19 protein-coding genes are annotated in these 22363 nt (G+C 63.3%); 15 read left to right on the top strand and 4 right to left on the bottom strand.

Features of this window, described 5'->3' with window-relative positions; all coding sequences use genetic code 11:
• Positions 1-92: 92 nt before the first annotated feature.
• The 5 genes from gatC to ACQKPS_RS08865 all read left to right on the top strand — a co-directional run bounded on the left by gatC (position 93) and on the right by ACQKPS_RS08865 (position 4941).
• Positions 93-380: an Asp-tRNA(Asn)/Glu-tRNA(Gln) amidotransferase subunit GatC gene (gene gatC, locus ACQKPS_RS08885; protein WP_313201347.1), complete on the top strand. Its 288-nt coding sequence runs from the start codon at positions 93-95 to the stop codon at positions 378-380.
• Between the two features lie 15 nt (positions 381-395).
• Entirely contained in the window at positions 396-1847 is a 1452-nt protein-coding gene (gatA, locus tag ACQKPS_RS08880) for an Asp-tRNA(Asn)/Glu-tRNA(Gln) amidotransferase subunit GatA (protein WP_254483358.1), read from the top strand.
• Between the two features lie 11 nt (positions 1848-1858).
• Positions 1859-3304 carry an Asp-tRNA(Asn)/Glu-tRNA(Gln) amidotransferase subunit GatB gene (gatB, locus tag ACQKPS_RS08875; RefSeq protein ID WP_254483357.1) on the top strand — a complete coding sequence of 482 codons (1446 nt, stop codon included), beginning with the start codon at positions 1859-1861 and terminating at the stop codon, positions 3302-3304.
• 146 nt (positions 3305-3450) lie between these two features.
• A complete protein-coding gene (locus tag ACQKPS_RS08870) occupies positions 3451-3825 on the top strand; it encodes a septal ring lytic transglycosylase RlpA family protein (RefSeq protein WP_082433675.1) in 375 nt (124 codons plus the stop codon).
• 72 nt (positions 3826-3897) lie between these two features.
• Positions 3898-4941 carry a calcium/sodium antiporter gene (locus ACQKPS_RS08865; RefSeq protein ID WP_427603680.1) on the top strand — a complete coding sequence of 348 codons (1044 nt, stop codon included), beginning with the start codon at positions 3898-3900 and terminating at the stop codon, positions 4939-4941.
• A 28-nt stretch (positions 4942-4969) separates the two neighbouring features.
• Here ACQKPS_RS08865 and ACQKPS_RS08860 read toward each other — a convergent pair whose 3' ends face one another.
• From ACQKPS_RS08860 to ACQKPS_RS08845, 4 genes are all read right to left on the bottom strand, one after another.
• Positions 4970-6328, bottom strand: a complete 1359-nt coding sequence (locus ACQKPS_RS08860) for an amino acid permease (protein WP_254483354.1) — start codon at positions 6326-6328, stop codon at positions 4970-4972.
• Between the two features lie 57 nt (positions 6329-6385).
• Positions 6386-7327 (bottom strand): AEC family transporter, encoded by a 942-nt coding sequence (locus tag ACQKPS_RS08855; protein WP_427603678.1) that lies wholly within the window; start codon positions 7325-7327, stop codon positions 6386-6388.
• 199 nt (positions 7328-7526) lie between these two features.
• Positions 7527-8087 (bottom strand): response regulator transcription factor, encoded by a 561-nt coding sequence (locus ACQKPS_RS08850; protein ID WP_254483352.1) that lies wholly within the window; start codon positions 8085-8087, stop codon positions 7527-7529.
• Positions 8087-9343, bottom strand: a complete 1257-nt coding sequence (locus ACQKPS_RS08845) for an ATP-binding protein (RefSeq protein ID WP_027920241.1) — start codon at positions 9341-9343, stop codon at positions 8087-8089. Before ACQKPS_RS08845 ends, ACQKPS_RS08850 begins: the two co-directional genes overlap by 1 nt.
• Positions 9344-9545: 202 nt before the next feature.
• Here ACQKPS_RS08845 and ACQKPS_RS08840 point away from each other — a divergent pair, with 202 nt between their 5' ends.
• The 10 genes from ACQKPS_RS08840 (at position 9546) to ACQKPS_RS08795 (ending at position 22362) form a co-directional block, all read left to right on the top strand.
• Positions 9546-10262, top strand: coding sequence for an SIMPL domain-containing protein (locus ACQKPS_RS08840; protein ID WP_427603675.1), 717 nt, complete (start codon positions 9546-9548; stop codon positions 10260-10262).
• A gap of 386 nt (positions 10263-10648) precedes the next feature.
• Positions 10649-12274, top strand: coding sequence for an ABC transporter substrate-binding protein (locus ACQKPS_RS08835; protein WP_254483350.1), 1626 nt, complete (start codon positions 10649-10651; stop codon positions 12272-12274).
• 150 nt (positions 12275-12424) lie between these two features.
• The gene (locus ACQKPS_RS08830; protein WP_427603672.1) at positions 12425-14017 is read left to right on the top strand and encodes an ABC transporter substrate-binding protein; all 1593 of its coding nucleotides are present in this window, start codon (positions 12425-12427) and stop codon (positions 14015-14017) included.
• A 172-nt stretch (positions 14018-14189) separates the two neighbouring features.
• Entirely contained in the window at positions 14190-15569 is a 1380-nt protein-coding gene (locus ACQKPS_RS08825; protein WP_254483349.1) for an OprD family porin, read from the top strand.
• 73 nt (positions 15570-15642) lie between these two features.
• Complete coding sequence (locus tag ACQKPS_RS08820; protein ID WP_254483348.1) at positions 15643-17238, top strand: ABC transporter substrate-binding protein; 1596 nt, start codon at positions 15643-15645, stop codon at positions 17236-17238.
• Between the two features lie 74 nt (positions 17239-17312).
• Positions 17313-18323: an ABC transporter permease subunit gene (locus ACQKPS_RS08815; protein ID WP_254483347.1), complete on the top strand. Its 1011-nt coding sequence runs from the start codon at positions 17313-17315 to the stop codon at positions 18321-18323.
• 8 nt (positions 18324-18331) lie between these two features.
• Positions 18332-19258 (top strand): ABC transporter permease subunit, encoded by a 927-nt coding sequence (locus ACQKPS_RS08810; RefSeq protein ID WP_254483346.1) that lies wholly within the window; start codon positions 18332-18334, stop codon positions 19256-19258.
• Between the two features lie 10 nt (positions 19259-19268).
• Positions 19269-20237 carry an ABC transporter ATP-binding protein gene (locus tag ACQKPS_RS08805; RefSeq protein WP_254483345.1) on the top strand — a complete coding sequence of 323 codons (969 nt, stop codon included), beginning with the start codon at positions 19269-19271 and terminating at the stop codon, positions 20235-20237.
• Positions 20237-21205, top strand: coding sequence for a peptide ABC transporter ATP-binding protein (locus ACQKPS_RS08800; protein WP_054886978.1), 969 nt, complete (start codon positions 20237-20239; stop codon positions 21203-21205). Before ACQKPS_RS08805 ends, ACQKPS_RS08800 begins: the two co-directional genes overlap by 1 nt.
• 347 nt (positions 21206-21552) lie before the next feature.
• Entirely contained in the window at positions 21553-22362 is an 810-nt protein-coding gene (locus ACQKPS_RS08795; protein WP_427603668.1) for a helix-turn-helix domain-containing protein, read from the top strand.
• The last annotated feature ends 1 nt before the right edge of the window (position 22363 follow it).

Raw genomic sequence — 22363 nt, 5'->3', positions numbered from 1 at the left:
CAGCAGATGATCGCGGCCGTTGGACCGCCAAAATGCTGACATGTTCCTCACCGCGGACCCTATTCGGTTCTTTGTTTCCCCTGGAGATCACCATGGCGCTTGAACGCAGCGACGTGGAAAAGATTGCCCATCTGGCCCGTCTGGGCCTGAATGAAGGCGAACTGCCACGCATTACTGACGCCCTGAACAGCATTCTCGGCCTGGTCGACCAGATGCAAGCGGTCGACACCAACGGCATCGAGCCCCTGGCCCACCCCCTGGAGGCCAGCCAGCGCCTGCGTCCCGACCAGGTCACCGAAAGCAACCAGCGCGACGCCTACCAGGCCATCGCACCCTCGACCGAAAGCGGTCTGTACCTGGTTCCGAAAGTCATCGAGTAAGGGATAGAGCCTGCCATGCATGAATTGACCCTGGCCGAGATCGCCCGCGGACTCGCCGACAAGTCGTTTTCCTCCGAAGAGCTGACCGCCGCCCTGCTGGCGCGCGTCAAGCAGATCGACCCGCAGATCAACAGCTTCATCAGCGTCACCGAAGAGCTGGCCCTGGGCCAGGCGCGTGCTGCCGACGCCCGTCGCGCCGCTGGCGAGACCGGTGCACTGCTAGGCGCACCGATCGCCCACAAGGACCTGTTCTGCACCCTCGGCGTGCGCACCAGCTGCGGCTCGAAGATGCTCGACAACTTCAAGGCACCGTACGATGCCACCGTGGTCGCCAAGCTGGCCGAAGCCGGCATGGTCACCCTGGGCAAGACCAACATGGACGAGTTCGCCATGGGTTCGGCCAACGAATCCAGCCACTACGGCGCGGTGAAGAACCCGTGGAACCTCGAGCACGTACCGGGCGGTTCGTCGGGTGGTTCGGCCGCTGCCGTGGCCGCGCGCCTGCTGCCGGCCACCACGGGTACCGACACGGGTGGCTCGATCCGCCAGCCGGCGGCACTGACCAACCTCACCGGCCTCAAGCCGACCTATGGTCGCGTGTCGCGCTGGGGCATGATTGCCTACGCCTCCAGCCTCGACCAGGGTGGCCCGCTGGCGCGTACCGCCGAAGACTGCGCCCTGCTGCTGCAAGGCATGGCCGGCTTCGACGCCAAGGACTCCACCAGCATCGACGAGCCAGTGCCAGACTACAGCGCCGCCCTCAACGGCTCGCTGCAGGGCCTGCGCATCGGCCTGCCGAAGGAGTATTTCGGTGCAGGCCTCGACCCACGCATTGCAGAGCTGGTCCAGGCCAGCGTCAAGGAGCTGGAAAAGCTCGGTGCAGTGGTCAAGGAAATCAGCCTGCCGAACATGCAGCACGCCATTCCGGCGTACTACGTGATCGCACCGGCAGAAGCCTCCTCCAACCTGTCGCGCTTCGACGGCGTGCGCTTCGGCTACCGCTGCGAAGAGCCGAAAGACCTGACCGACCTGTACAAGCGCTCCCGCGGCGAAGGCTTCGGTACCGAAGTGCAGCGCCGCATCATGGTCGGCACCTACGCTCTGTCGGCCGGCTACTACGACGCCTACTACGTCAAGGCGCAGCAGATCCGCCGCCTGATCAAGAACGACTTCATGGCCGCCTTCACCGAGGTCGACCTGATCCTCGGCCCGACCACGCCCAACCCGGCCTGGAAGCTTGGCGCCAAGAGCAGCGACCCGGTCGCCGCCTACCTGGAAGACGTCTACACCATCACCGCCAACCTGGCGGGCCTGCCAGGCCTGTCGATGCCAGCCGGCTTCGTCGACGGCCTGCCGGTCGGCGTGCAGCTGCTGGCACCGTACTTCCAGGAAGGCCGCTTGCTCAACGTCGCGCACCGTTACCAGCAAGTCACCGACTGGCACACCCGCGCCCCTAACGGCTTCTGAGGAATTCACACATGCAATGGGAAGTTGTGATCGGGCTGGAGATTCATACCCAGCTGGCCACCCAGTCGAAGATCTTCTCCGGCAGCGCCACTACCTTCGGTTCCGAGCCGAACACCCAGGCCAGCCTGGTTGACCTGGGGATGCCCGGCGTATTGCCGGTGCTGAACCAGGAAGCCGTGCGCATGGCCTGCATGTTCGGCCTGGCGATCGATGCCGAAATCGGCAAGCGCAACGTGTTCGCGCGCAAAAACTACTTCTACCCGGACCTGCCCAAGGGTTACCAGATCAGCCAGATGGACCTGCCGATCGTCGGCAAGGGCCACCTGGACATCGCCCTGGAAGACGGCACCATCAAGCGCATCGGCGTCACCCGCGCCCACCTTGAGGAAGATGCCGGCAAAAGCCTGCACGAAGACTTCAGCGGCTCCACCGGCATCGACCTGAACCGCGCCGGCACGCCGCTGCTGGAAATCGTCTCCGAGCCGGACATGCGCAGCGCCAAGGAAGCGGTGGCCTACGTCAAGGCCATCCACGCACTGGTGCGCTACCTGGGTATCTGCGACGGCAACATGGCCGAAGGCTCGCTGCGCTGCGACTGCAACGTGTCGATCCGCCCGAAAGGCCAGGCTGAGTTCGGAACCCGCTGCGAGATCAAGAACGTCAACTCGTTCCGCTTCATCGAACGTGCGATCAACAGCGAGATCCAGCGCCAGATCGACCTGATCGAGGACGGCGGCAAAGTGGTCCAGGAAACCCGCCTGTACGACCCGAACAAGGACGAGACCCGCTCCATGCGCAGCAAGGAGGAGGCCAACGACTACCGTTACTTCCCCGACCCGGACCTGCTGCCGGTGGTGATCGAGGACAGCTTCCTCGAAACCGTCCGCGCCGGCCTGCCGGAGCTGCCACCGCAAAAGGTCGAGCGCTTCCAGAGCCAGTACGGTCTGTCGGCCTATGACGCCAACGTGCTGGCTTCCAGCCGCGAGCAGGCGGATTACTTCGAAGAAGTGGTGAAAATTGGTGGCGACGCCAAACTGGCCGCCAACTGGGTCATGGTCGAACTGGGCAGCCTGCTGAACAAGCTGGGCATCGAGATCGACCAGGCGCCGGTCAGCGCCGCACACCTGGGTGGCATGCTGCTGCGCATTCGCGACAACACCATCAGCGGCAAAATTGCCAAGACCGTGTTCGAGGCCATGGCCGCGGGTGAAGGCGATGCCGACAGTATCATCGAGAGTAAAGGCCTCAAGCAGGTCACCGACACCGGTGCGATCGACAAGATGCTCGACGAGGTGCTCGCAGCCAACGCCGAACAGGTCGATCAATACCGTGCCGCTGACGAGGCCAAGCGCGGCAAGATGTTCGGCTTCTTCGTCGGTCAGGCGATGAAGGCGTCCAAAGGCAAGGCCAACCCGGGGCAGGTGAACCAATTGCTCAAGGCCAAGCTCGAAGGGTGATTGTTTTACCCCTGTAATGTTGCGAGGGCTTCGCCCTCGTTCGCGGCTAAAGCCGCTCCCACAGGTACGGCGTTGCTCTCACGGGCAGCGCCGTACCTGTGGGAGCGGCTTTAGCCGCGAATGGCCGCACTAGGAGAGCACCTGACTTGCTGAAACGATCCCTCGGCACCCTGGCCCTTTTCTCTTTCCTGGCCGGCTGTGCCAGCCATGACATCGACCCGCGCGGTTACAACGAAACCGGCACCGCTTCCTATTACGGCTCGCGCCATCACGGCAAACGCACTGCCAGCGGCGAACCGTTCAACCAGCACGGCCTCACCGCCGCCCACCGCAGCCTGCCGTTCGGCAGCCGGGTGCTGGTCACCAACCTGGCCAACGATCGCAGCGTCGTGGTCCGCATCAACGACCGCGGCCCGCATACCCGAGGCCGACTGATCGACCTGTCACGTGCTGCAGCAGAAAAAATCGGCATGCTCCGTAGCGGAACGGCGCGCGTCCGGGTACAAGGTCTGAGCGATTGACCTGTCACCTGCCCTGACTGGAGCACCACCATTTTCGACCTGGCCACCCTCCCCACCTTCAGCCTGCTGCTAATGGGCGTTGCCCTGCTGCTGCTGATCGCCGGTGCCGAACTGCTGGTGCGTGCGGCGCTGCGCCTGGCAGAGCGCCTGCGCGTGCGCCCGTTGATCATCGGCCTTAGCCTGGTGGCCTTCGGCAGTACCGCGCCGCAGCTGACCGTGAGCCTGCAAGCCGCCTATCAAGGGGCGCCCGACGTGGCCGTGGGCAGCGTGATCGGCAGCAACATCTTCAACGTACTGGTCATCCTCGGCCTGGCCGCGCTGATCATTCCACTGCGGGTCTCACGCCAACTGGTGCGCCTGGACATCCCGCTGATGATTGCCGCCAGCGGCCTGGTCTACGCGCTCTGTTCAAATGGCCACCTGGGCCGGGCCGAAGGGTTGCTGTTACTGCTCGCCCTGGTGGGCTACCTGGCCATGCTGTGGCACCAATCGCGCAACCATGCCCGCACCTATCCGGCCCAGGATACCGCTGCAGCCAGCGCTGGGCGCTTCTGGTCCGGGGCGCTGCTACAGGTGCTGTTCGGCCTTGGCCTGTTGAGCCTGGCCGGCCACCTGCTGCTGGAGGCGGCCATTGAAGTGGCCACCGATCTGGGACTGTCCGAGCGGGTCATCGGCCTGACGGTGGTCGCCGTGTGCACATCCCTGCCCGAGCTTGCCGCCGCGCTGATTGCCGCCATTCGAGGCGAGCGGGAGATTGCCGTCGGCACGGTAATCGGCAGTAATCTGTTGAACTTGCTGGGCGTGCTCGGCCTGACTGCACTGATCACACCCGAGCCGCTGACCATCTCGCCCAATGCGTTGGCATTCGACCTGCCGGTGATGCTGGGTGTCGCGGCCCTGAGCCTGCCGGTGTTCTATTCGGGCTACCGGATCACCCGCAGCGAGGGGCTGGTGTTCCTCTGCCTGTACCTGGTCTATGGCCTGCATGTGGCAGCCTTCACCATGGGCATGCCACTGGCCGGGCGGCTGGAGCGGTTGATGCTGTTCTATGTGCTGCCGGTGCTGGGCTTGGTGCTGTTGTTCACCACGATCCGTGCCTGGCGCCGGCAGCACTGAGAGATAAAAGAGGCCGAGCCTGCTTTACTTATCTCCCCTGCCGAGCCTTCTTCAGCTTGAAGGCCACCCACAGCACCGCAATCCATGCCGGGATCAGGATCACCGAGATGCGGATCGGCGGGGTCAGGTACATCACCACCAGGATCAGCACAATGAACGCCAGGCACAGGTAGTTGGTCAGCGGGTGCCCCCAGCTCTGGTAGAACGGGTTGATCCCGGCCGCCAGCTTGGCCTTGCGGAACTTCAGGTGGGTGATGCTGATGCTGGCCCAGTTGATCACCAGCGCCGACACCGCCAACGCCATCAGCAGGCCGAACGCCTCGCCAGGCATCAGGTAGTTGATCAGCACACACATGCCGGTCGCAAAGGCTGAAACAGCCAACGCCGTCAGGGGCACGCCGCTGCGGCTGACCTTGAGCAACTGACGCGGCGCATCACCCTGGCTGGCCAGGCCGAACAGCATGCGACTGTTGGCGTACACGCAGCTGTTGTACACCGACAACGCAGCGGTCAACACCACGATGTTGAGGATGGTCGCCACCAGGTCGCTGTCCAGTTCGTGGAAGATCATCACGAACGGGCTGCCGCCTTGCACCACCTTCTGCCAAGGGTACAGCGACAGCAGCACGGCCAGGGCGCCGATGTAGAAGATCAGGATGCGATAGACAACCTGGTTGGTCGCCTTGGGGATGCTCTGGCGCGGGTTGTCGGCCTCGGCGGCGGTAATGCCGACCAGCTCCAGGCCACCGAAGGAGAACATGATCACCGCCAGCGCCATCACCAGCCCGGTCACGCCATTGGGGAAGAACCCGCCGTATTGCCACAGGTTGGCCACGCTGGCATCCGGGCCGCCGTGGCCACTGGCGAGCATCCAGGCGCCGAAACCGATCATGCTGACGATCGCTGCCACCTTGACCAAGGCGAACCAGAACTCCATTTCGCCATAGACCTTCACCTGGGTGAGGTTGATCAGGTTGATCACCACGAAGAAGATCGCCGCCGTGGCCCAGGTCGGGAACCCCGGCCACCAGTACTGCACATAGATACCCACGGCCGTGAGTTCGGCCATGCCGACCAGCACGTACACCACCCAGTAGTTCCAACCGGAAACGAACCCGGCGAACTCGCTCCAGTACTGGTGGGCGAAGTGGCTGAAGCTGCCGGCGACAGGCTCCTCGACCACCATCTCTCCCAATTGGCGCATGATGAAGAAGGCCATCAGGCCGGCGATGGCGTAGCCCAGCAAAACGGCGGGCCCCGCCAGCTGGATGGTCTGGGCGATGCCCAGAAACAGCCCGGTACCGACGGCACCACCCAGCGCGATCAGCTGGATATGGCGATTCTTCAGCCCGCGCTTCAGCGGCTCGGGCGTGCTCTGGTCTTGCATGAAGTGTCCTTTGGCTCAGTGAGGCAGTGTTGTTGCTGTTGTTTTGCAGTCAAGGATCTAGATCCATCCGCCCCACTGCAAGATGAAAATACCAATATTGGTGGTGATCGCCGCCATTAACGTGGTTATCACGATGATCGAGGCCGCCAGTTCATGGTTGCCGTTCGCAGCGCGGGCCATGACGTAGCTGGCCGCTGCCGTCGGGCTGCCGATGTAGAGGAACAGGATGCCCAGCTCGGCGCCCCGGAAGCCGCACAACCAGGCACCCCAGGTGCCGAGCAGCGGCAGCAGGACCATCTTCACCATGCTCGCATCGATGGCCAGCTTGCCGCTGTCGCGCAGGGCCGCCAACGACAGGGTGCCGCCGATGCAGATCAGCGCCAGCGGCAAGGTCATCTGCGCCAGGTAGTCGCCCGAGGTCAGCAGCCAGTTCGGCAGCGGCACCTGGCCGTAGGCCAAGGGCGTGGCGACCAGCACACTGATGATCAGCGGATTGCTCAGGATGCTCTTGCAGATGCTCCACGGGTCGGACTTGAGGTCCGGGCTGTACACCGCCAGCACTACCGACGACAGGGAGTTGTACATGAGGATCACCAGGCCGGCGAGCACCGCACCCAGGGAGATGCCGTAATCGCCATAGAGGCTGGCAGCCAGGGCCAGGCCGATCACGCCGTTGTTGCCGCGAAACGCACCCTGGGTGTAGATGCCACGGTCGGCCAAAGGGCTGCGCCAGACGGCCATGCCCCAGGCCACAGCGAAGCTGACCAGGGTGGCGACTACGAAATAGAGGATTACCCTGGGCTGTACCGCGGTGGCCAGGTCGGCATGGTAGATGCCCAGGAACAGCAACGCTGGCATGCAGACGTTGAACACCAGTTGCGAGGCGACGCGATTGAAGTTGTCGTCGATCAGGCGAATACGTTTGAGCAGCACGCCCATGAACAGCATGGCGAAGACCGGGGCCGTGATGTTCAGCGTCTGAATAAGAAGGGCGAGCATGCGCAAGCGGTCCTGATGGGGTTGCCGTTAGGCGGCTAATGATACGCCAACGCGTCAGGAAATGCGGGGATCGAGCAGGACTTTAAACAAGCTTCTGTCTGTGCCGGCCTCTTCGCGGTTAAACCCGCTCCTACAGGGATCGCATATACCCTGTGGGAGCGGGTTCACCCGCGAAAGGGCCGGTACAGGCAGCAGAAGGTCAGCGGCGGACGGGGCGCTTCTGCAATTTGCGCTGCAGGGTACGACGGTGCATGCCCAGCGCCCGCGCCGTGGCGGAGATATTGCCCTCGTGCTCATTCAGCACGCGCTGGATGTGCTCCCACTGCAGACGGTCTACCGACATCGGGTTTTCCGGCACCAGCGAGTCCAGGTCGGCATGCTCCGACAGCAGTGCTGCCAGTACGTCGTCGGCGTCGGCCGGCTTGCACAGGTAATTGCAGGCGCCGCGCTTGACTGCCTCGACGGCGGTGGCGATGCTCGAGTAACCGGTCAGGATCACCACGCGCATCTCCGGGTCAAGCTGCAGCAGCTTGGGCAGCAGTACCAGGCCCGAGTCGCCCTCCATCTTGAGATCCAGCGTGGCGTAGTCCGGCAGGTCCTGCTGGGCCAGGATCAGGCCTTCCTCGGCAGAGCTGGCAGTGCTCACGCGGAAACCGCGGCGGCTCATGGCGCGGGCCATGACCCGGGTAAAGGTGGCGTCATCGTCCACCAGCAACAGGTGCGGCAGCTCTTCGCCTTCGACCTGGTTTTCTTCGCTCATCATTCATCTCCTCGCTTGCCATGGGGCAGGCGCAGTTCGGTCAGGGTGCCACCCTGTTCATGACTATAGAGTTTCACCGAACCGCCCGCACGGGTCACGCTGGCCTTGCTCAAGAACAGGCCCAGGCCGAAGCCTTTGCCTTTGGTGGTAATGAAGGGTTTGCCGATTGCTTCGGCGATGGCCGGCGGTACACCGGGGCCATGGTCGCGGATGCTGATCAGGATGTCCTGGGCGTCCCAGTCAAGGGTCACCTGCAGGTCATCGGGGCAGGCATCGGCGGCATTGTTCAACAGGTTCAGCAGCGCCTGGGTCAGGTCCGGCGGTGGCGTCAGGCGCGGCACCTGGCCGTCGCGCAGGCGCTGGAAGCGGTAGCTGGCCTCCGGGCGCATCAGGTGCCAGCGGTTCAACGCTTCGTCGAGCCAGGCAGTGACGTCCTGTTCGACCACCGCCAGACGGCGGTTGGCCTCGGCGGCGCGCACCAGTTGCTGCAGGGTTTCCTTGCACAGCTTGACCTGGTCCTGAAGGATTTGCAGGTCTTCCTGGAGCAGTGGGTCGGTGTGGTCCTGGCGCATTTCATTGAGCAGCACGCTCATGGTTGCCAAGGGTGTGCCCAGTTCGTGGGCCGCGCCGGCAGCCTGGGTGGCCACGGCCAGCAACTGTTCGTCACGCAGGCTTTCTTCGCGGCGCTCGGAGCGCAGTTGCTCCTGACGGCGCAGTTCCTCGGCCATGCGTGCGGCAAAGAAGGTGATCACGGCGGCGGCCAGGGCGATACTCAGCCACATGCCGTAGACCTGCATCTTGTCCCGCGCCATCGGCAGCCCCTCCAGCGGGTAGAACTGCACCAGCAGCAGGCTGTAGGCGGTCAGGGCGATCCCCGAGAGGATCAGCGAATACAGCCACGGCAAGGTCACCGCAGCGATGGCCAGCGGCACCAGGTAATAGGACACGAACGGGTTGGTCGAGCCACCCGAGTAGTACAGCAAGGCACTGTGGATCAGCAGGTCGCAGGCCAGCTGCAAGGCATATTCGGTCTCGGTGACCGGCAGCGACAGACGCAGGCGCAAGGCGGTGAAGGCGCAGAGCAGCGACGACAGGGCCAGGGTCGCAGCCAGCGAAAGCCACGGCAGTGGCAGCAGGTCGGTCCAGTAGGCGACGCCCACGGAGCCTGCCTGGGCGGCCAGGACCAGAACGCGAATGACAGTCAGGCGCCAGAGGTTCTGGCGTGTTGCGGACAACGGTTGTGCGGCGGCGAGCATGCGCTCTCCCGATGTGAGCTCCAGTAAAATCGGCTGGAGTATACCGAAGCCGGGCGCCCCACTGCAGCGATGCGGCAAAGCGCCACACTTTGTCACAGGTTCATGGTGGCACTTTTGAACCCACTACGCGGAGCCCGGTCTGATGGGCCATGCGTGGAAAGGATGACCTCGACCCACGCTCATTATTGCCAAGGAGTAACACATGCACATTCCACGTCGCGGCGCGGCCCTGATCCTGTCCTGTGGCCTGCTCGCCAGCCTGCCGGCCCTGGCGGCCGACGAACCGCGCTACAACCAGGTATCGCTGCGCGCTGAAGTCAGCAAGGAAGTGGCACGCGACCTGATGGTCGTGACCCTCTACAGCGAAGCGCAGAATACCGACCCCGGCAAGCTCGCCAAGCAAATCACCGAAACCATGAACAAGGCCGTGCAGCAGGCGCGCCAGATCAAGGACGTGAAGATCAGCCAGGGCAGCCGCAACAGCTACCCGGTGTATGACAGCAAAGGGCAGAAGATCACCGGCTGGCGTGAACGCGCCGAGCTGCGCCTGGAGGGTGCCGACTTCCCGGCCCTGTCCCAGCTCACCGCCGACCTGCTGCAGGACCTGAAGATGGGCAGCATGGACTTCTCCATCGCCCCGGCCACGCGCAAGGCCAGCGAAGACGAGCTGCTCAAGGATGCGGTCAATGCGTTCAAGGCGCGCGCACAGCTGGCCACCGAAGCATTGGGCGGCAAGGGCTATAAAGTGGTCAGCCTGAACCTGAACAGCTCCGGTTACCCGCGCCCTTACCTGCGCAGCGCGCCGATGGCGATGAAGGCCATGGGGGCTGACGAGGCCGCGCCAGCGCCGGATATCGAAGCCGGGACCAGTGAAGTCAGCATGAACGCCGATGGGCTGATCGAAGTGCAGATGCCTTAAGTACCTGCACAGCACCTGTGGGAGCGGGTTCACCCGCGAAGCAAGCGACCCGGTGCATGGCACCGGCTTCGCCCGTGTTCGCGGGCAAGCCCGCCCCGCAGGGATCGCGTCAAATTCAAGATTTTCAGAAATTTCCTACGCACCATAGAAGTGCGTCCTACACTCTTCCTCGCACCGAAACATCCCGCAAAAAGCCATCATTTCGCCCGCGCAAACGTTCAACTTCGCTGAAAGTTATACGAATGCGACATCCATGTACGCTCGTACTACTTTTCTGGCGCCAACTATCCTTCTCCCTGTTGCATTGGGAATACCCCCTGCATAAGTATCCGCAGGTCGGCTCACGAGGCCACCTCAACCCCAAAAATGACAACAATGAGGCCACCATGCTCAAACACGCAGTCATTCCGTTCCTGCTAGGTGCAGGCTTGCTCGCCGGTGCTCCACTGGCCCAGGCCGCGTCCAACCTGGTGTTCTGCTCCGAAGGCAGCCCGGCTGGCTTCGACCCGGGGCAATACACCACCGGAACCGACTTCGACGCCTCGGCCGAGACCGTGTTCAACCGCCTGTCCCAGTTCGAACGCGGCGGTACCGCGGTAATCCCGGGCCTGGCTACCAAATGGGACGTGGCCGACGACGGCAAGACCTACACCTTCCACCTGCGCGAAGGGGTGAAGTTCCACACCACCGACTACTTCAAGCCGACCCGCGAATTCAACGCCGACGACGTGCTGTTCACCTTCAACCGCATGCTCGACAAGAATCACCCGTTCCGTAAGGCCTACCCCACCGAGTTCCCTTACTTCACCGACATGGGCATGGACAAGAACATCGCCAAGGTGGAGAAGCTTGACGACCACACGGTGAAGTTCACCCTCAATGAAGTGGATGCCGCGTTCATCCAGAACCTGGCCATGAGCTTCGCCTCCATCCAGTCCGCCGAGTACGCCGAGCAGTTGCTCAAGGACGGCAAGGCCGCCGACATCAACCAGAAGCCGATCGGCACCGGCCCGTTCGTGTTCAGCAAGTACCAGAAGGACGCGCAGATCCGCTTCAAGGGCAACAAGGACTACTGGAAGCCCGAAGATGTGAAGATCGACAACCTGATCTTCGCCATCTCCACCGACGCCTCCGTGCGCATGCAGAAGCTGAAGAAGAACGAGTGCCAGGTCACCCTGTTCCCGCGACCGGCCGACATCGAGCCGCTGAAGGCCGACAAGAACCTGCAGATGCCCCAGCAGGCCGGCTTCAACCTCGGCTACATCGCTTACAACGTGATGGACAAGATCAAGGGCAGCACCGCGCCCAATCCGATGGCCCAGTTGCAGGTCCGCCAGGCGCTGGACATGGCCGTCGACAAGAAGAAGATCATCGAATCGGTCTACCAGGGCGCGGGCCAGCTGGCGGTCAATGCCATGCCGCCCACCCAGTGGTCGTATGACACCAGCATCAAGGACGCACCGTACGACCCCGAGAAAGCCAAGCAACTGCTCACGCAAGCCGGCATCAAGGAAGGCACCGAGATCACCCTGTGGGCCATGCCCGTGCAACGCCCCTATAACCCCAACGCCAAGCTGATGGCCGAGATGCTGCAGTCCGACTGGGCCAAGATCGGTATCAAAGCGAAGATTGTCAGCTACGAATGGGGCGAGTACATCAAGCGCTCCAAAGGTGGCGAACAGGGCGCCATGCTGATCGGCTGGAGCGGTGACAACGGTGACCCGGACAACTGGCTCGGCACTCTGTACGGCTGCGACGCCATCGACGGCAACAACTTCTCCAAGTGGTGCTACAAGCCCTACGACGACCTGATCAAGCAGGCCAAGGCGACGTCCGACCAGGCCAAGCGCACCGAGCTGTACCAGAAGGCCCAGCACATCCTCAAGGAACAGGTGCCGATCACGCCGATCGCCCACTCCACGGTCTACCAACCGATGAGCGCCAAGGTGAAGGACTTCAAGATCAGCCCGTTCGGGTTGAACAGCTTCTACGGCGTCAGCGTGGATAAGTAGGGTAGATCCCCCGCACCCGCCGCTCGACGGCGGGTGCGCCTCACCACCAAGCATTTCGTGCCTCCTCCGACGCTACCCGCGACGGAGTCGGGAAACTGTTGCCGCCATTCACACCCTGAAGCGGCTTGAACAGCTGGAAAAGGAATCGCCATGCGCCACGTCACTCGTCTTTCGACCCTGCTCGCCCTCGGGCTGCTGAGCCAGGCCCCTGCCCTTCAGGCCAAGAACCTGGTGTTCTGCTCCGAAGGCAGCCCGGCCGGCTTCGACACCGCCCAGTACACCAGTGCCACCGACAACGACGCCGCCGAGCCGATCTACAATCGCCTGGTGGAGTTCGAACGCGGCGGCACCGCCGTGCATCCGGCGCTGGCGACCGAATGGGAAATTTCCGAAGACGGCCTGCGCTACACCTTCCACTTGCGCCCCGGCGTGAAGTTCCACGCCAACAAGGCCTTCACGCCAAGCCGCGATTTCAATGCCGATGACGTGCTGTTCACCTTCAACCGCATGCTCGACAAGGACCAGCCGTTCCGTAAGGCCTACCCCACCGAATTCCCGTACTTCGTCAGCATGGGGCTGGACAAGAACATCACCCGGGTCGAGAAGACCGGCCCAATGACCGTGGTGTTCACCTTGAACAAGGTCGATGCCGCGTTCATCCAGAACCTGGCCATGAGCTTCGCCTCGATACTCTCGGCCGAGTACGCTGAAACGTTGCTGGCCAGTGGGCGCCCCAGCGACATCAACCAGCAACCGATCGGCACCGGGCCGTTCGTGTTCCAGCGCTACCAGAAGGATTCGCAGATCCGCTTCAAGGGCAACCGGGATTACTGGGCGCCTGATGAAGTGAAAATCGACAACCTGGTGTTTTCGATCAACACCGACCCATCGGTGCGCATCCAGAAGCTGCGCCGCAACGAATGCCAGGTCACCCTCCACCCGCGCCCGGCCGACCTGCCGGCGCTCAAGGCCGACAGCAAGCTGCAGGTCATGCAACAGCCAGGCTTCAACCTCGGCTACATCGCCTATAACACCCAGCACCCACCTTTCGACCGCCTCGAAGTGCGCCAGGCCATGGACATGGCGGTGAACAAGCAGGCCATCCTCCAGGCGGTGTATCAGGATTCCGGCCAACTGGCGGTCAACGCCATGCCGCCGACCCAGTGGTCCTACGACAACACCCTCAAGGACGCACCGTTCGACCCGGAAAAAGCCAGGCAGTTACTGCAACAGGCAGGGGTCAAGCCGGGCACCGAGATCACCCTGTGGGCCATGCCGGTACAGCGCCCTTACAACCCCAACGCCAAGCTGATGGCCGAGATGCTCCAGGCCGACTGGAGCAAGCTCGGCTTCAAGGTGCGCATCGTCAGCTACGAATGGGGCGAATACCTCAAGCGCATGAAGAGTGGCGAACACGACATCGCCCTGATCGGCTGGACCGGCGACAACGGAGACCCGGACAACTGGCTCGGCACCCTCTACAACTGCGACGCCATTGGCAGCAACAACTATTCGCTGTGGTGCGACCCGCAATACGACCGCCTGGTCAAGCAGGCCAAGCAGGTGACCGACCGCGAGCAACGCACGGCGCTTTATCAGCAGGCCCAGCAGCGCCTTAAACAGCAGGTGCCGATTACCCCGGTTGCGCATTCCACGGTGAACCAGCCGTTGAGCATCAAGGTGGCCGATTTCAAGGTCAGCCCGTTCGGGCGCAATGACTTTTCCGGTGTGAGTGTTGATTAGGCGATAGCCAGGACCGGCCTCTTCGCGGGCTCGCCCGCGAAAGGGCCGGCACAGCCAACACAACTCCCCCGACTTGGCCCGGCAACCCCGGGCAACCCTGGCAACACTGCAGCAAGCAACCCGGCCCACAAGGCCAGGTGATAACTAAAAGAACAGAAAGGGAGCTTTAACTTTGAGACTATTCACCTTGACCGCTTTGGCCTTATCCATCGGCACCTTTTCCGCCGTTGCAGAGGCCGACCCCCAGAGCCAGGACTACATCCCGTTCAGCCTGAAATCCAGCAGCGAACAGGACCAGGCCAGCGGCTTCATCGACGGCCAGAGCCTGTCCGGAAGCACCCGCAACTGGTACGCCCGCGAACGCGCCACCCGCGCACCGCTGTGGAAGTACTACAAGAGCGACGGCACCCGCCACGACACCCACAGCCGCGACAACTGGGTGCAGGGCACCATCCTCAACTACAGCTCGGGCTTCACCCAGGGCACCGTCGGCTTTGCCGTCGAGGCGGCCGGCTACAACGCAATCGCTCTGGAACAGGGCCGCGCCGCGATCGCCGGGCCGAACAACCGTACCTTGACCCACAGCGACGGCGACCCGGTCGGCCAGTGGAGCAAGATGGGCCTGGCCAACGTCAAGGCGCGTGTGTCCAATACCACTCTCACCGTCGGCCGCCAGTCAGTGGACACGCCGATGATCGCCTACATCGGCAACCGTGCATTGCCTTCGAGCTTCCAGGGCGCATTCCTGCACAGCGCCGAGTTCGACAACCTGTCGCTCGACCTGGGTACCTTCGACCGCGTTTCGCCACGCACCGAACAGAGCCTGAGCAAGTTCCGCAGCGAATACGGCGCTACCGGCGTCGAGACCGACCGCGCCAGCACCGCCGGGGTCAACTACCAGCCGTTCAAGAGCCTGACCACCAGCCTGTACGCCACCAAGGTCGACGACTTCTGGAACCAGTACTACTTCGGCGCCAGCCATGTACTCGGCGACAACGCCGTGCTCGCCCTGACCACCGGCCTGAACTACTACAAGACGGTGGACGAAGGCAGCAAGAAGATGGGTGAGATCGACAACGACACCTACAGCCTGTCGTTCGGCCTGACGCACCAGGCGCACACCCTCACCGCGTCGTGGCAGCAAGTCAACGGCAACGAGTATTTCGACTACCTGCACGAAACCAACGGCATCTACCTGGCCAACTCGCTGCTGTCGGACTTCAACGGCCCCAACGAGAAATCCCTGCAGATCTCCTACGTGCTGAACATGGCGCCATACGGCGTACCGGGCCTCAAGTTCAACCTGTACAACGCCCGTGGCTGGGGCATCGACGGCACCCATTACCGGGGCACCGCCTATGACGTCAACGGCCTGGATGGCGAAACCCACTACGAGTGGGGCATCGGCACCAGCTATGCCGTGCAGAGCGGGCCGTTCAAGGACACCAGCATTCGCGCCACCTACACCGCCCACCGCGCCAGCAAGGCGCAGGCCGATGGCAGCCTCGACGAGTTCCGCGTGGTGACCACCATTCCATTCAACATTCTTTGACCGATGGCGCCATGGCCTGCTTCAACCCGGGCCGTGGCGGCTACGCTGGAATCATTGCAAGCAGGGAGTTTCCATGACATCGCTACCGCTCCGCGCTGCCCTGGCAGCGGTCATCCTGGGCGCCGCCGGCAACCTCGCGGCCAAGCCGCTGGTGGTGTGCACCGAAGCCAGCCCGGAAGGCTTCGACATCGTCCAGTACACCACGGCAGTCACCGCCGATGCCTCGGCCGAGACGGTGTTCAACCGCCTGGTCGACTTCAAGCCTGGCACCACCGACATCCAGCCGGCACTGGCCGAACGCTGGGACATCTCACCGGACGGGCTGACCTACACCTTCCACCTGCGTGAAGGGGTGAAGTTCCACACCACCGACTACTTCAAGCCAACCCGCGAGTTCAACGCCGATGACGTGCTGTGGAGTCTGAATCGACAGCTCGACCCAAGCCATCCGTGGCACGACAAGACCAGCGTCGGCTACCCCTATTTCGAGAGCATGGCCTTCAAGGAATTGCTCAAGTCGGTGACCAAGACCGACGACCACACCGTGGTGATCACCCTGACCCGCCCGGAAGCCCCCTTCCTGCGCGACATGGCCATGGCCTTCACCTCGATCTACTCCGCCGAATACGGTGACCAGTTGCTCAAGGCCGGCAAGACCGGCGACCTCAACAGCAAGCCGATCGGCACCGGCCCATTCATCTTCCAGCGTTACAACAAGGACGCCCAGGTCCGCTACAAGCCCAACCCGGACTATTTCCGCGGCAAACCGCCGGCCGATGCGCTGGTGTTCGCCATCGCCACCGACAGCAACGTGCGCCTGCAGAAGCTGCGCGCCAACGAATGCCAGGTGGCGCTGTACCCCAAGCCCGATGACGTACCGCTGATCAAGAACGACCCGACACTCAAGGTCGACGAAATCGAAGCTCTGGTCACCGGCTACATTTCGATGAACACCGAACACAAGTACCTCAGCGACGTGCGCGTGCGCAAAGCCATCAACATGGCCTTCGACCGCCAGACCCACGTCGACCAGCTGTTCGGCAAGGGCAACGCACTGGTCGGCGTTAACCCCTACCCACCCACCATGATTGGCTACAACACCGAGAACAGGAACCCGCCACGCGACCTGGCCAAGGCCCGCGAACTGCTCAAGGAGGCTGGCGTGCCGGAGGGCACGGTGATCACCCTGTTCACCCGCAACGGTGGAGGCCCGACCAACCCCAACCCGCGGCTTTCCGCAGAAATGCTCCAGGCAGACCTCAAACAGATCGGCCTGAAGCTGGACATCCGCGTGATGGAATGGGCCGAGATGCTGCGCCGCGCCAAGAAGGGTGAGGCGGACCTGGTATCCACCGGCTGGGCCGGCGACAACGGCGACCCGGACAACTTCCTCAGCCCGCTGCTCAGTTGCGATGCCGCCAAAAGCGGCGAGAACTATGCACGCTGGTGCAACCCTAAGTTCCAGGAACTGATCACCCGCGCCCGCGAAGTGATCGACAACGACCAACGCGCCAGGCTCTATGCCGAGGCTTTGAAGGTGTACGATGACGATCAACCCTGGATCAGCATGGCCCATCCGAAGATGTTCACCGCCATGCGTGACAACGTGGAGGGCTACGTGATCAACCCTCTGACCAACAACAACTTCGCCACCACCCGGGTGAAGTAGAACAACAACGATCGCCGGGACCCCACACGGGCACCGGCGGCACTGCGTGACCCGTTGATGAGGTAACCCCGACAATGTTGAGTTTTATTGCCCGGCGCCTGGGCCTGCTGATACCGACCTTCTTCGGTATCACCTTGCTGACCTTCGCGCTCATACGCCTGATCCCCGGCGACCCGGTGGAAGTCATGATGGGCGAGCGCAGGGTCGACCCCGAAATGCACGCCCAGGCCATGGAGCGCCTGGGCCTGAACAAGCCACTGCCAGTCCAGTACCTGGACTACGTCGGCAAGCTGGCCCAGGGCGACCTCGGTGAATCGCTGCGCACCCGCGAGAGCGTGTGGACCGAGTTCCTCACCCTGTTCCCCGCCACCCTGGAGCTGGCCATGGCCGCCCTGCTGTTCGCCGGCATCGTCGGCCTGCTGGCCGGGGTGATCGCCGCGCTCAAGCGCGGTTCGCTGTTCGACCACGGGGTGATGGGGGTTTCCCTGGCTGGCTATTCCATGCCGATCTTCTGGTGGGGCCTGATCCTGATCATGTTCTTCTCGGTAAGCCTGGGCTGGACCCCGGTGTCGGGGCGTATCGACCTGCTTTACGACATCGAGCCGAAGACCGGCTTCATGCTCATCGACACGCTGCTCAGCGACGAGGAAGGCGCCTTCAAGGACGCGGTGATGCACCTGATCCTGCCGGCCATCGTGCTCGGCACCATCCCCTTGGCGGTGATCGCCCGCATGACCCGCTCGTCGATGCTCGAAGTGCTGCGCGAGGACTACATCCGCACCGCCCGCGCCAAGGGCCTGTCGCCGGCCCGCGTGGTGTTCGTGCATGGCCTGCGCAACGCGCTGATCCCGGTACTGACCGTGTTCGGCCTGCAGGTCGGCACGCTGCTGGCCGGCGCCGTGCTGACCGAAACCATCTTCTCCTGGCCGGGCATCGGCAAATGGCTGATCGAAGCCATCGGCGCCCGTGACTACCCCGTGGTCCAGAACGGCATCCTGTTGATTGCCTGCCTGGTGATCCTGGTCAACTTCGTCGTGGATATCCTCTACGGCCTGGCCAACCCACGCATCCGTCATCAGCGCTGAGGCCTTCCATGACTAGCCCGATTCCGAAATCCGTCGCACCGGCCAGCCCGGTGGACCAGAGCCTGCTCTACCCTTCACCGTACAAAGAGTTCTGGCATGCCTTCTCGCGCAACAAGGGCGCAGTAATGGGCCTGGCCTTCATGTGCCTGGTGGTGTTCTGCGCGTTGTTCGCACCGTGGGTCGCCCCCCATGACCCGAGCGAGCAGTACCGCGACTTCCTGCTGACCCCGCCGGTGTGGCTCGAAGGCGGCAGCTGGCAGTTCATCCTCGGCACCGACGAACTCGGCCGTGACCTGTTGTCGCGCCTCATCCAGGGCGCGCGGCTGTCGCTGCTGATCGGCCTGTCGTCGGTGGTGATGTCGCTGATCCCGGGGATCCTGCTGGGCCTGCTGGCCGGGTTCTTCCCGCAGGTCCTCGGCCCATCGATCATGCGCCTGATGGACGTGATGCTGGCCCTGCCGTCGTTGCTGCTGGCCGTGGCCATCGTCGCCATCCTCGGCCCAGGCCTGATCAACACGGTAATCGCCATCGCCATCGTGTCCTTGCCGTCCTACGTGCGCCTGACCCGCGCCGCGGTGATGGGCGAACTGAGCCGCGACTACGTGACCGCCGCTCGCCTGGCCGGTGCCGGGCTGCCACGGTTGATGTTCGTCACCGTACTGCCCAACTGCATGGCACCGCTGATCGTGCAGGCGACCTTGAGCTTCTCCTCGGCAATCCTCGACGCCGCCGCGCTGGGTTTCCTCGGCCTGGGCGTGCAACCGCCAACGCCCGAGTGGGGCACCATGCTGGCCTCGGCCCGTGACTACATCGAGCGCGCCTGGTGGGTGGTGAGCCTGCCCGGCCTGACCATTCTGCTCAGTGTGCTGGCAATCAACCTGATGGGCGACGGCCTGCGCGATGCGCTGGACCCGAAACTCAAGAACGCCGCCTGAGGAGAACGCCATGTCACTGTTGCAGATCAACAACCTGAACGTGCGCTTCGGCGACGCCAATGCCGTCCCCGTGGTCGATGGCCTGGACCTGGCGGTGGACGCCGGCGAGATCCTGGCCATTGTCGGTGAGTCCGGCTCGGGCAAATCGGTCACCATGATGGCCCTGATGGGCCTGATAGACGCCCCCGGGCGCATCACCGCCGATTCGCTGACCTTCGACGGCACCGATATGCTCAAGCTCAGCGGTCGCCAGCGGCGCAAGGTGGTGGGCAAGGACATCGCCATGGTCTTCCAGGACCCGATGACCGCACTCAACCCCAGCTACACCGTGGGCTACCAGATCGAGGAAGTGCTGCGCCAGCACCTTGGCCTGAAGGGCAAGGCTGCGCGTCAGCGCGCTTTGGAGCTATTGAAGAAAGTCGAGATCCCGGCCGCCGAAAGCCGCCTGGACGCCTACCCGCACCAGCTCTCCGGCGGCATGAGCCAGCGCGTGGCAATCGCCATGGCGATTGCCGGCGAACCCAAACTGCTGATCGCTGACGAACCGACCACCGCGCTGGACGTGACGATCCAGGCGCAGATCATGGAGCTGCTGGTCAACCTGCAGAAGGAGCGCAACATGGCGCTCATCCTGATCACCCACGACCTGGCCGTGGTCGCCGAAACCGCCAGGCGCGTGTGCGTGATGTACGCCGGCCAGGCCGTGGAAGTGGGCCAGGTACCGGAGCTGTTCGACGTACCCGCCCACCCGTACAGCGAAGCGCTGCTGGCGGCGATCCCCGAGCACAGCATCGGCGCCGAGCGCCTGGCCACCCTGCCCGGCATCGTCCCCGGCCGTTATGACCGCCCGGCTGGCTGCCTGTTGTCGCCGCGCTGCCCTTACGTGCAGGACAACTGCCGCCAACAACGCCCGCCCCTCGACCCGCAGGCCCACAGCCTGGTGCGTTGCTTCTATCCGCTGAACCAGGAGGTGGCGTGATGGCCGTCGTTCTCACTGCCCGGGAGCTGACCCGGCATTACGAAGTTTCCCGCGGGCTGTTCAAGGGCCACGCCCTGGTGCGCGCGCTCAATGGCGTGTCGTTCGAACTGGAGGCCGGCAAGACCCTGGCCGTGGTCGGTGAGTCCGGCTGCGGCAAGTCGACCCTGGCCCGCGCCCTGACGCTGATCGAAGAGCCCTCCTCCGGCTCGCTGCAGATCGCCGGCACCGAGGTGAAGGGCGCCAGCAAGTCCGAGCGCAAGCAACTGCGCCGCGACGTGCAGATGGTGTTCCAGAGCCCCTATGCTTCGCTCAACCCGCGGCAGAAAATCGGTGACCAGCTGGCCGAGCCGCTGTTGATCAACACCTCGCTGAGCAAAGCCGAGCGGCGCGAGAAAGTGCAGAAGATGATGGAACAGGTCGGCTTGCGCCCCGAGCATTACCAGCGCTACCCGCACATGTTCTCCGGTGGCCAGCGCCAGCGCATTGCCCTGGCCCGGGCGATGATGCTGCAACCGAAGGTGCTGGTGGCGGATGAGCCGACCTCGGCGCTGGACGTGTCGATCCAGGCGCAGGTGCTGAACCTGTTCATGGACCTGCAGAAGGAGTTCAACACCGCCTACGTGTTCATCTCGCACAACCTAGCGGTGGTGCGGCATGTAGCCGACCAAGTGCTGGTGATGTACCTGGGGCGCCCGGCAGAGATGGGGCCGAAGGAGGACATCTACGAGAAGCCGCTGCATCCGTATACCCAGGCACTGCTGTCGGCGACGCCGGCGATTCACCCGGACCCGCTGAAGCCGAAGATCCGCATTGCCGGGGAGCTGCCCAACCCGCTCAATCCGCCGGATGGGTGTGCGTTCCACAAGCGTTGCCCGTATGCGACCGAGCGCTGTGCCAAGGAGGTGCCGGCGTTGCGGCAGGTGAGTACGCGGCAGGTGGCTTGCCATTATGCCGAGCAGTTTCTCTAGATCACTGTGAAATCCATCGCGGATAAATCCGCTCCTACATCGGTACCTTTGTAGGAGCGGATTCATCCGCGAGGGGCCGCAAAGCGGCCCCGACAATTTCAATGCATAAAGAACCAGATCAGGATAATCACGGGGATTGGCACCCCAATCATCCAAAGCAGTATCGAGCGCATGGCGTTTCTCCTTGTTCGAGGGTGAACAAGACCGTGCACCTGCCATGCCACTCGTATCAAAAAATTACTTCATTTAAAAACAATGAGTTACGTGCGTAGCCGCTTGACGAAACCGTGCAAATTGCCAGATGACTCCCCTTGCACGTGGGTGTTCTGCAATGCACTATCGAACCCATGACCGCCATCACCTTCCCCGACGGCCCCGAGCAGGCCCCGCTCACCGCCGACACCGTGCTGCGCTACCACTTGTGCTGGAAACACCGTGACCTCGACGGTGTGATCGCGCTCTACCACCCCGACATCCAGTATCACGACTTTTTCCAGAACCGCGTGCTCGGCCATGCCGAGCTGCGCGACTACGTGCGCGCCTGCCTGCCCCATGAAGCCGGCGAGGACATCGTCCACAGTGACCGCATCCGCGTCGACGGCTGCACCGCGTTCATCCAGTACCAGGTCACGGTGCAAGGGGGTGACGGCCTGGTGGCGTTCCAGTCCAGCGAAGCGATCACCGTCAAGGACGGCTTGATCTGGCGGGTCAACGAGTACGCCACCCTGGTCAGACAGAACAGCGTCGCCCGGGCCAGCAGCGGCCCACGTCCGGCCACCAGCCGCCTGGGCCTGTCACCTCGGCAGCTGTCGACCATGGCCCAGGACCTGGAACACTACTTCCAGCGCCAGCGCCCCTACCTTGACCCGGAGCTGGACCTGCAGCAGGTGGCCGACGCCAGCGGCTACAGCCGCAACCAGATTTCCTACCTGCTCAACCAGGTGCTCGGGCAAAGCTTCTACCGCTACGTCAACCAGGCGCGCCTGCAACACCTGATGGCCAGCCTTGACGACGACAGCGTCGAGGCCTCGATCGATGACCTGGCGTTCAACGCCGGTTTCAATTCGCTGTCGGCGTTCTACAAGTGCTTCCGCGAGTACACCGGCCTCACCCCCAAGGCTTATCTCAAGCAAATTTCCCTGCGTGCACGCACGTAAG

Origin of the sequence: Pseudomonas sp. NPDC086566 (genome assembly GCF_050280885.1) — a bacterium.
In the GTDB taxonomy this organism is placed as follows: domain Bacteria; phylum Pseudomonadota; class Gammaproteobacteria; order Pseudomonadales; family Pseudomonadaceae; genus Aquipseudomonas; species Aquipseudomonas vlassakiae.
This window is presented reverse-complemented; position numbering and strand designations above follow the sequence as displayed.

What these genes read in the sequence shown, in the direction of transcription:
- gatC (WP_313201347.1), top strand. Translation starts at nt 93, where the DNA reads ATGGCGCTTGAACGCAGCGACGTGGAAAAGATTGCCCATCTGGCCCGT.
- gatA (WP_254483358.1), top strand. Translation starts at nt 396, where the DNA reads ATGCATGAATTGACCCTGGCCGAGATCGCCCGCGGACTCGCCGACAAG.
- gatB (WP_254483357.1), top strand. Translation starts at nt 1,859, where the DNA reads ATGCAATGGGAAGTTGTGATCGGGCTGGAGATTCATACCCAGCTGGCC.
- ACQKPS_RS08865 (WP_427603680.1), top strand. Translation starts at nt 3,898, where the DNA reads ATGGGCGTTGCCCTGCTGCTGCTGATCGCCGGTGCCGAACTGCTGGTG.
- ACQKPS_RS08860 (WP_254483354.1), bottom strand. Translation starts at nt 6,328, where the DNA reads ATGCAAGACCAGAGCACGCCCGAGCCGCTGAAGCGCGGGCTGAAGAAT.
- ACQKPS_RS08855 (WP_427603678.1), bottom strand. Translation starts at nt 7,327, where the DNA reads ATGCTCGCCCTTCTTATTCAGACGCTGAACATCACGGCCCCGGTCTTC.
- ACQKPS_RS08850 (WP_254483352.1), bottom strand. Translation starts at nt 8,087, where the DNA reads ATGAGCGAAGAAAACCAGGTCGAAGGCGAAGAGCTGCCGCACCTGTTG.
- ACQKPS_RS08845 (WP_027920241.1), bottom strand. Translation starts at nt 9,343, where the DNA reads ATGCTCGCCGCCGCACAACCGTTGTCCGCAACACGCCAGAACCTCTGG.
- ACQKPS_RS08840 (WP_427603675.1), top strand. Translation starts at nt 9,546, where the DNA reads ATGCACATTCCACGTCGCGGCGCGGCCCTGATCCTGTCCTGTGGCCTG.
- ACQKPS_RS08835 (WP_254483350.1), top strand. Translation starts at nt 10,649, where the DNA reads ATGCTCAAACACGCAGTCATTCCGTTCCTGCTAGGTGCAGGCTTGCTC.
- ACQKPS_RS08830 (WP_427603672.1), top strand. Translation starts at nt 12,425, where the DNA reads ATGCGCCACGTCACTCGTCTTTCGACCCTGCTCGCCCTCGGGCTGCTG.
- ACQKPS_RS08820 (WP_254483348.1), top strand. Translation starts at nt 15,643, where the DNA reads ATGACATCGCTACCGCTCCGCGCTGCCCTGGCAGCGGTCATCCTGGGC.
- ACQKPS_RS08815 (WP_254483347.1), top strand. Translation starts at nt 17,313, where the DNA reads ATGTTGAGTTTTATTGCCCGGCGCCTGGGCCTGCTGATACCGACCTTC.
- ACQKPS_RS08810 (WP_254483346.1), top strand. Translation starts at nt 18,332, where the DNA reads ATGACTAGCCCGATTCCGAAATCCGTCGCACCGGCCAGCCCGGTGGAC.
- ACQKPS_RS08805 (WP_254483345.1), top strand. Translation starts at nt 19,269, where the DNA reads ATGTCACTGTTGCAGATCAACAACCTGAACGTGCGCTTCGGCGACGCC.
- ACQKPS_RS08800 (WP_054886978.1), top strand. Translation starts at nt 20,237, where the DNA reads ATGGCCGTCGTTCTCACTGCCCGGGAGCTGACCCGGCATTACGAAGTT.
- ACQKPS_RS08795 (WP_427603668.1), top strand. Translation starts at nt 21,553, where the DNA reads ATGACCGCCATCACCTTCCCCGACGGCCCCGAGCAGGCCCCGCTCACC.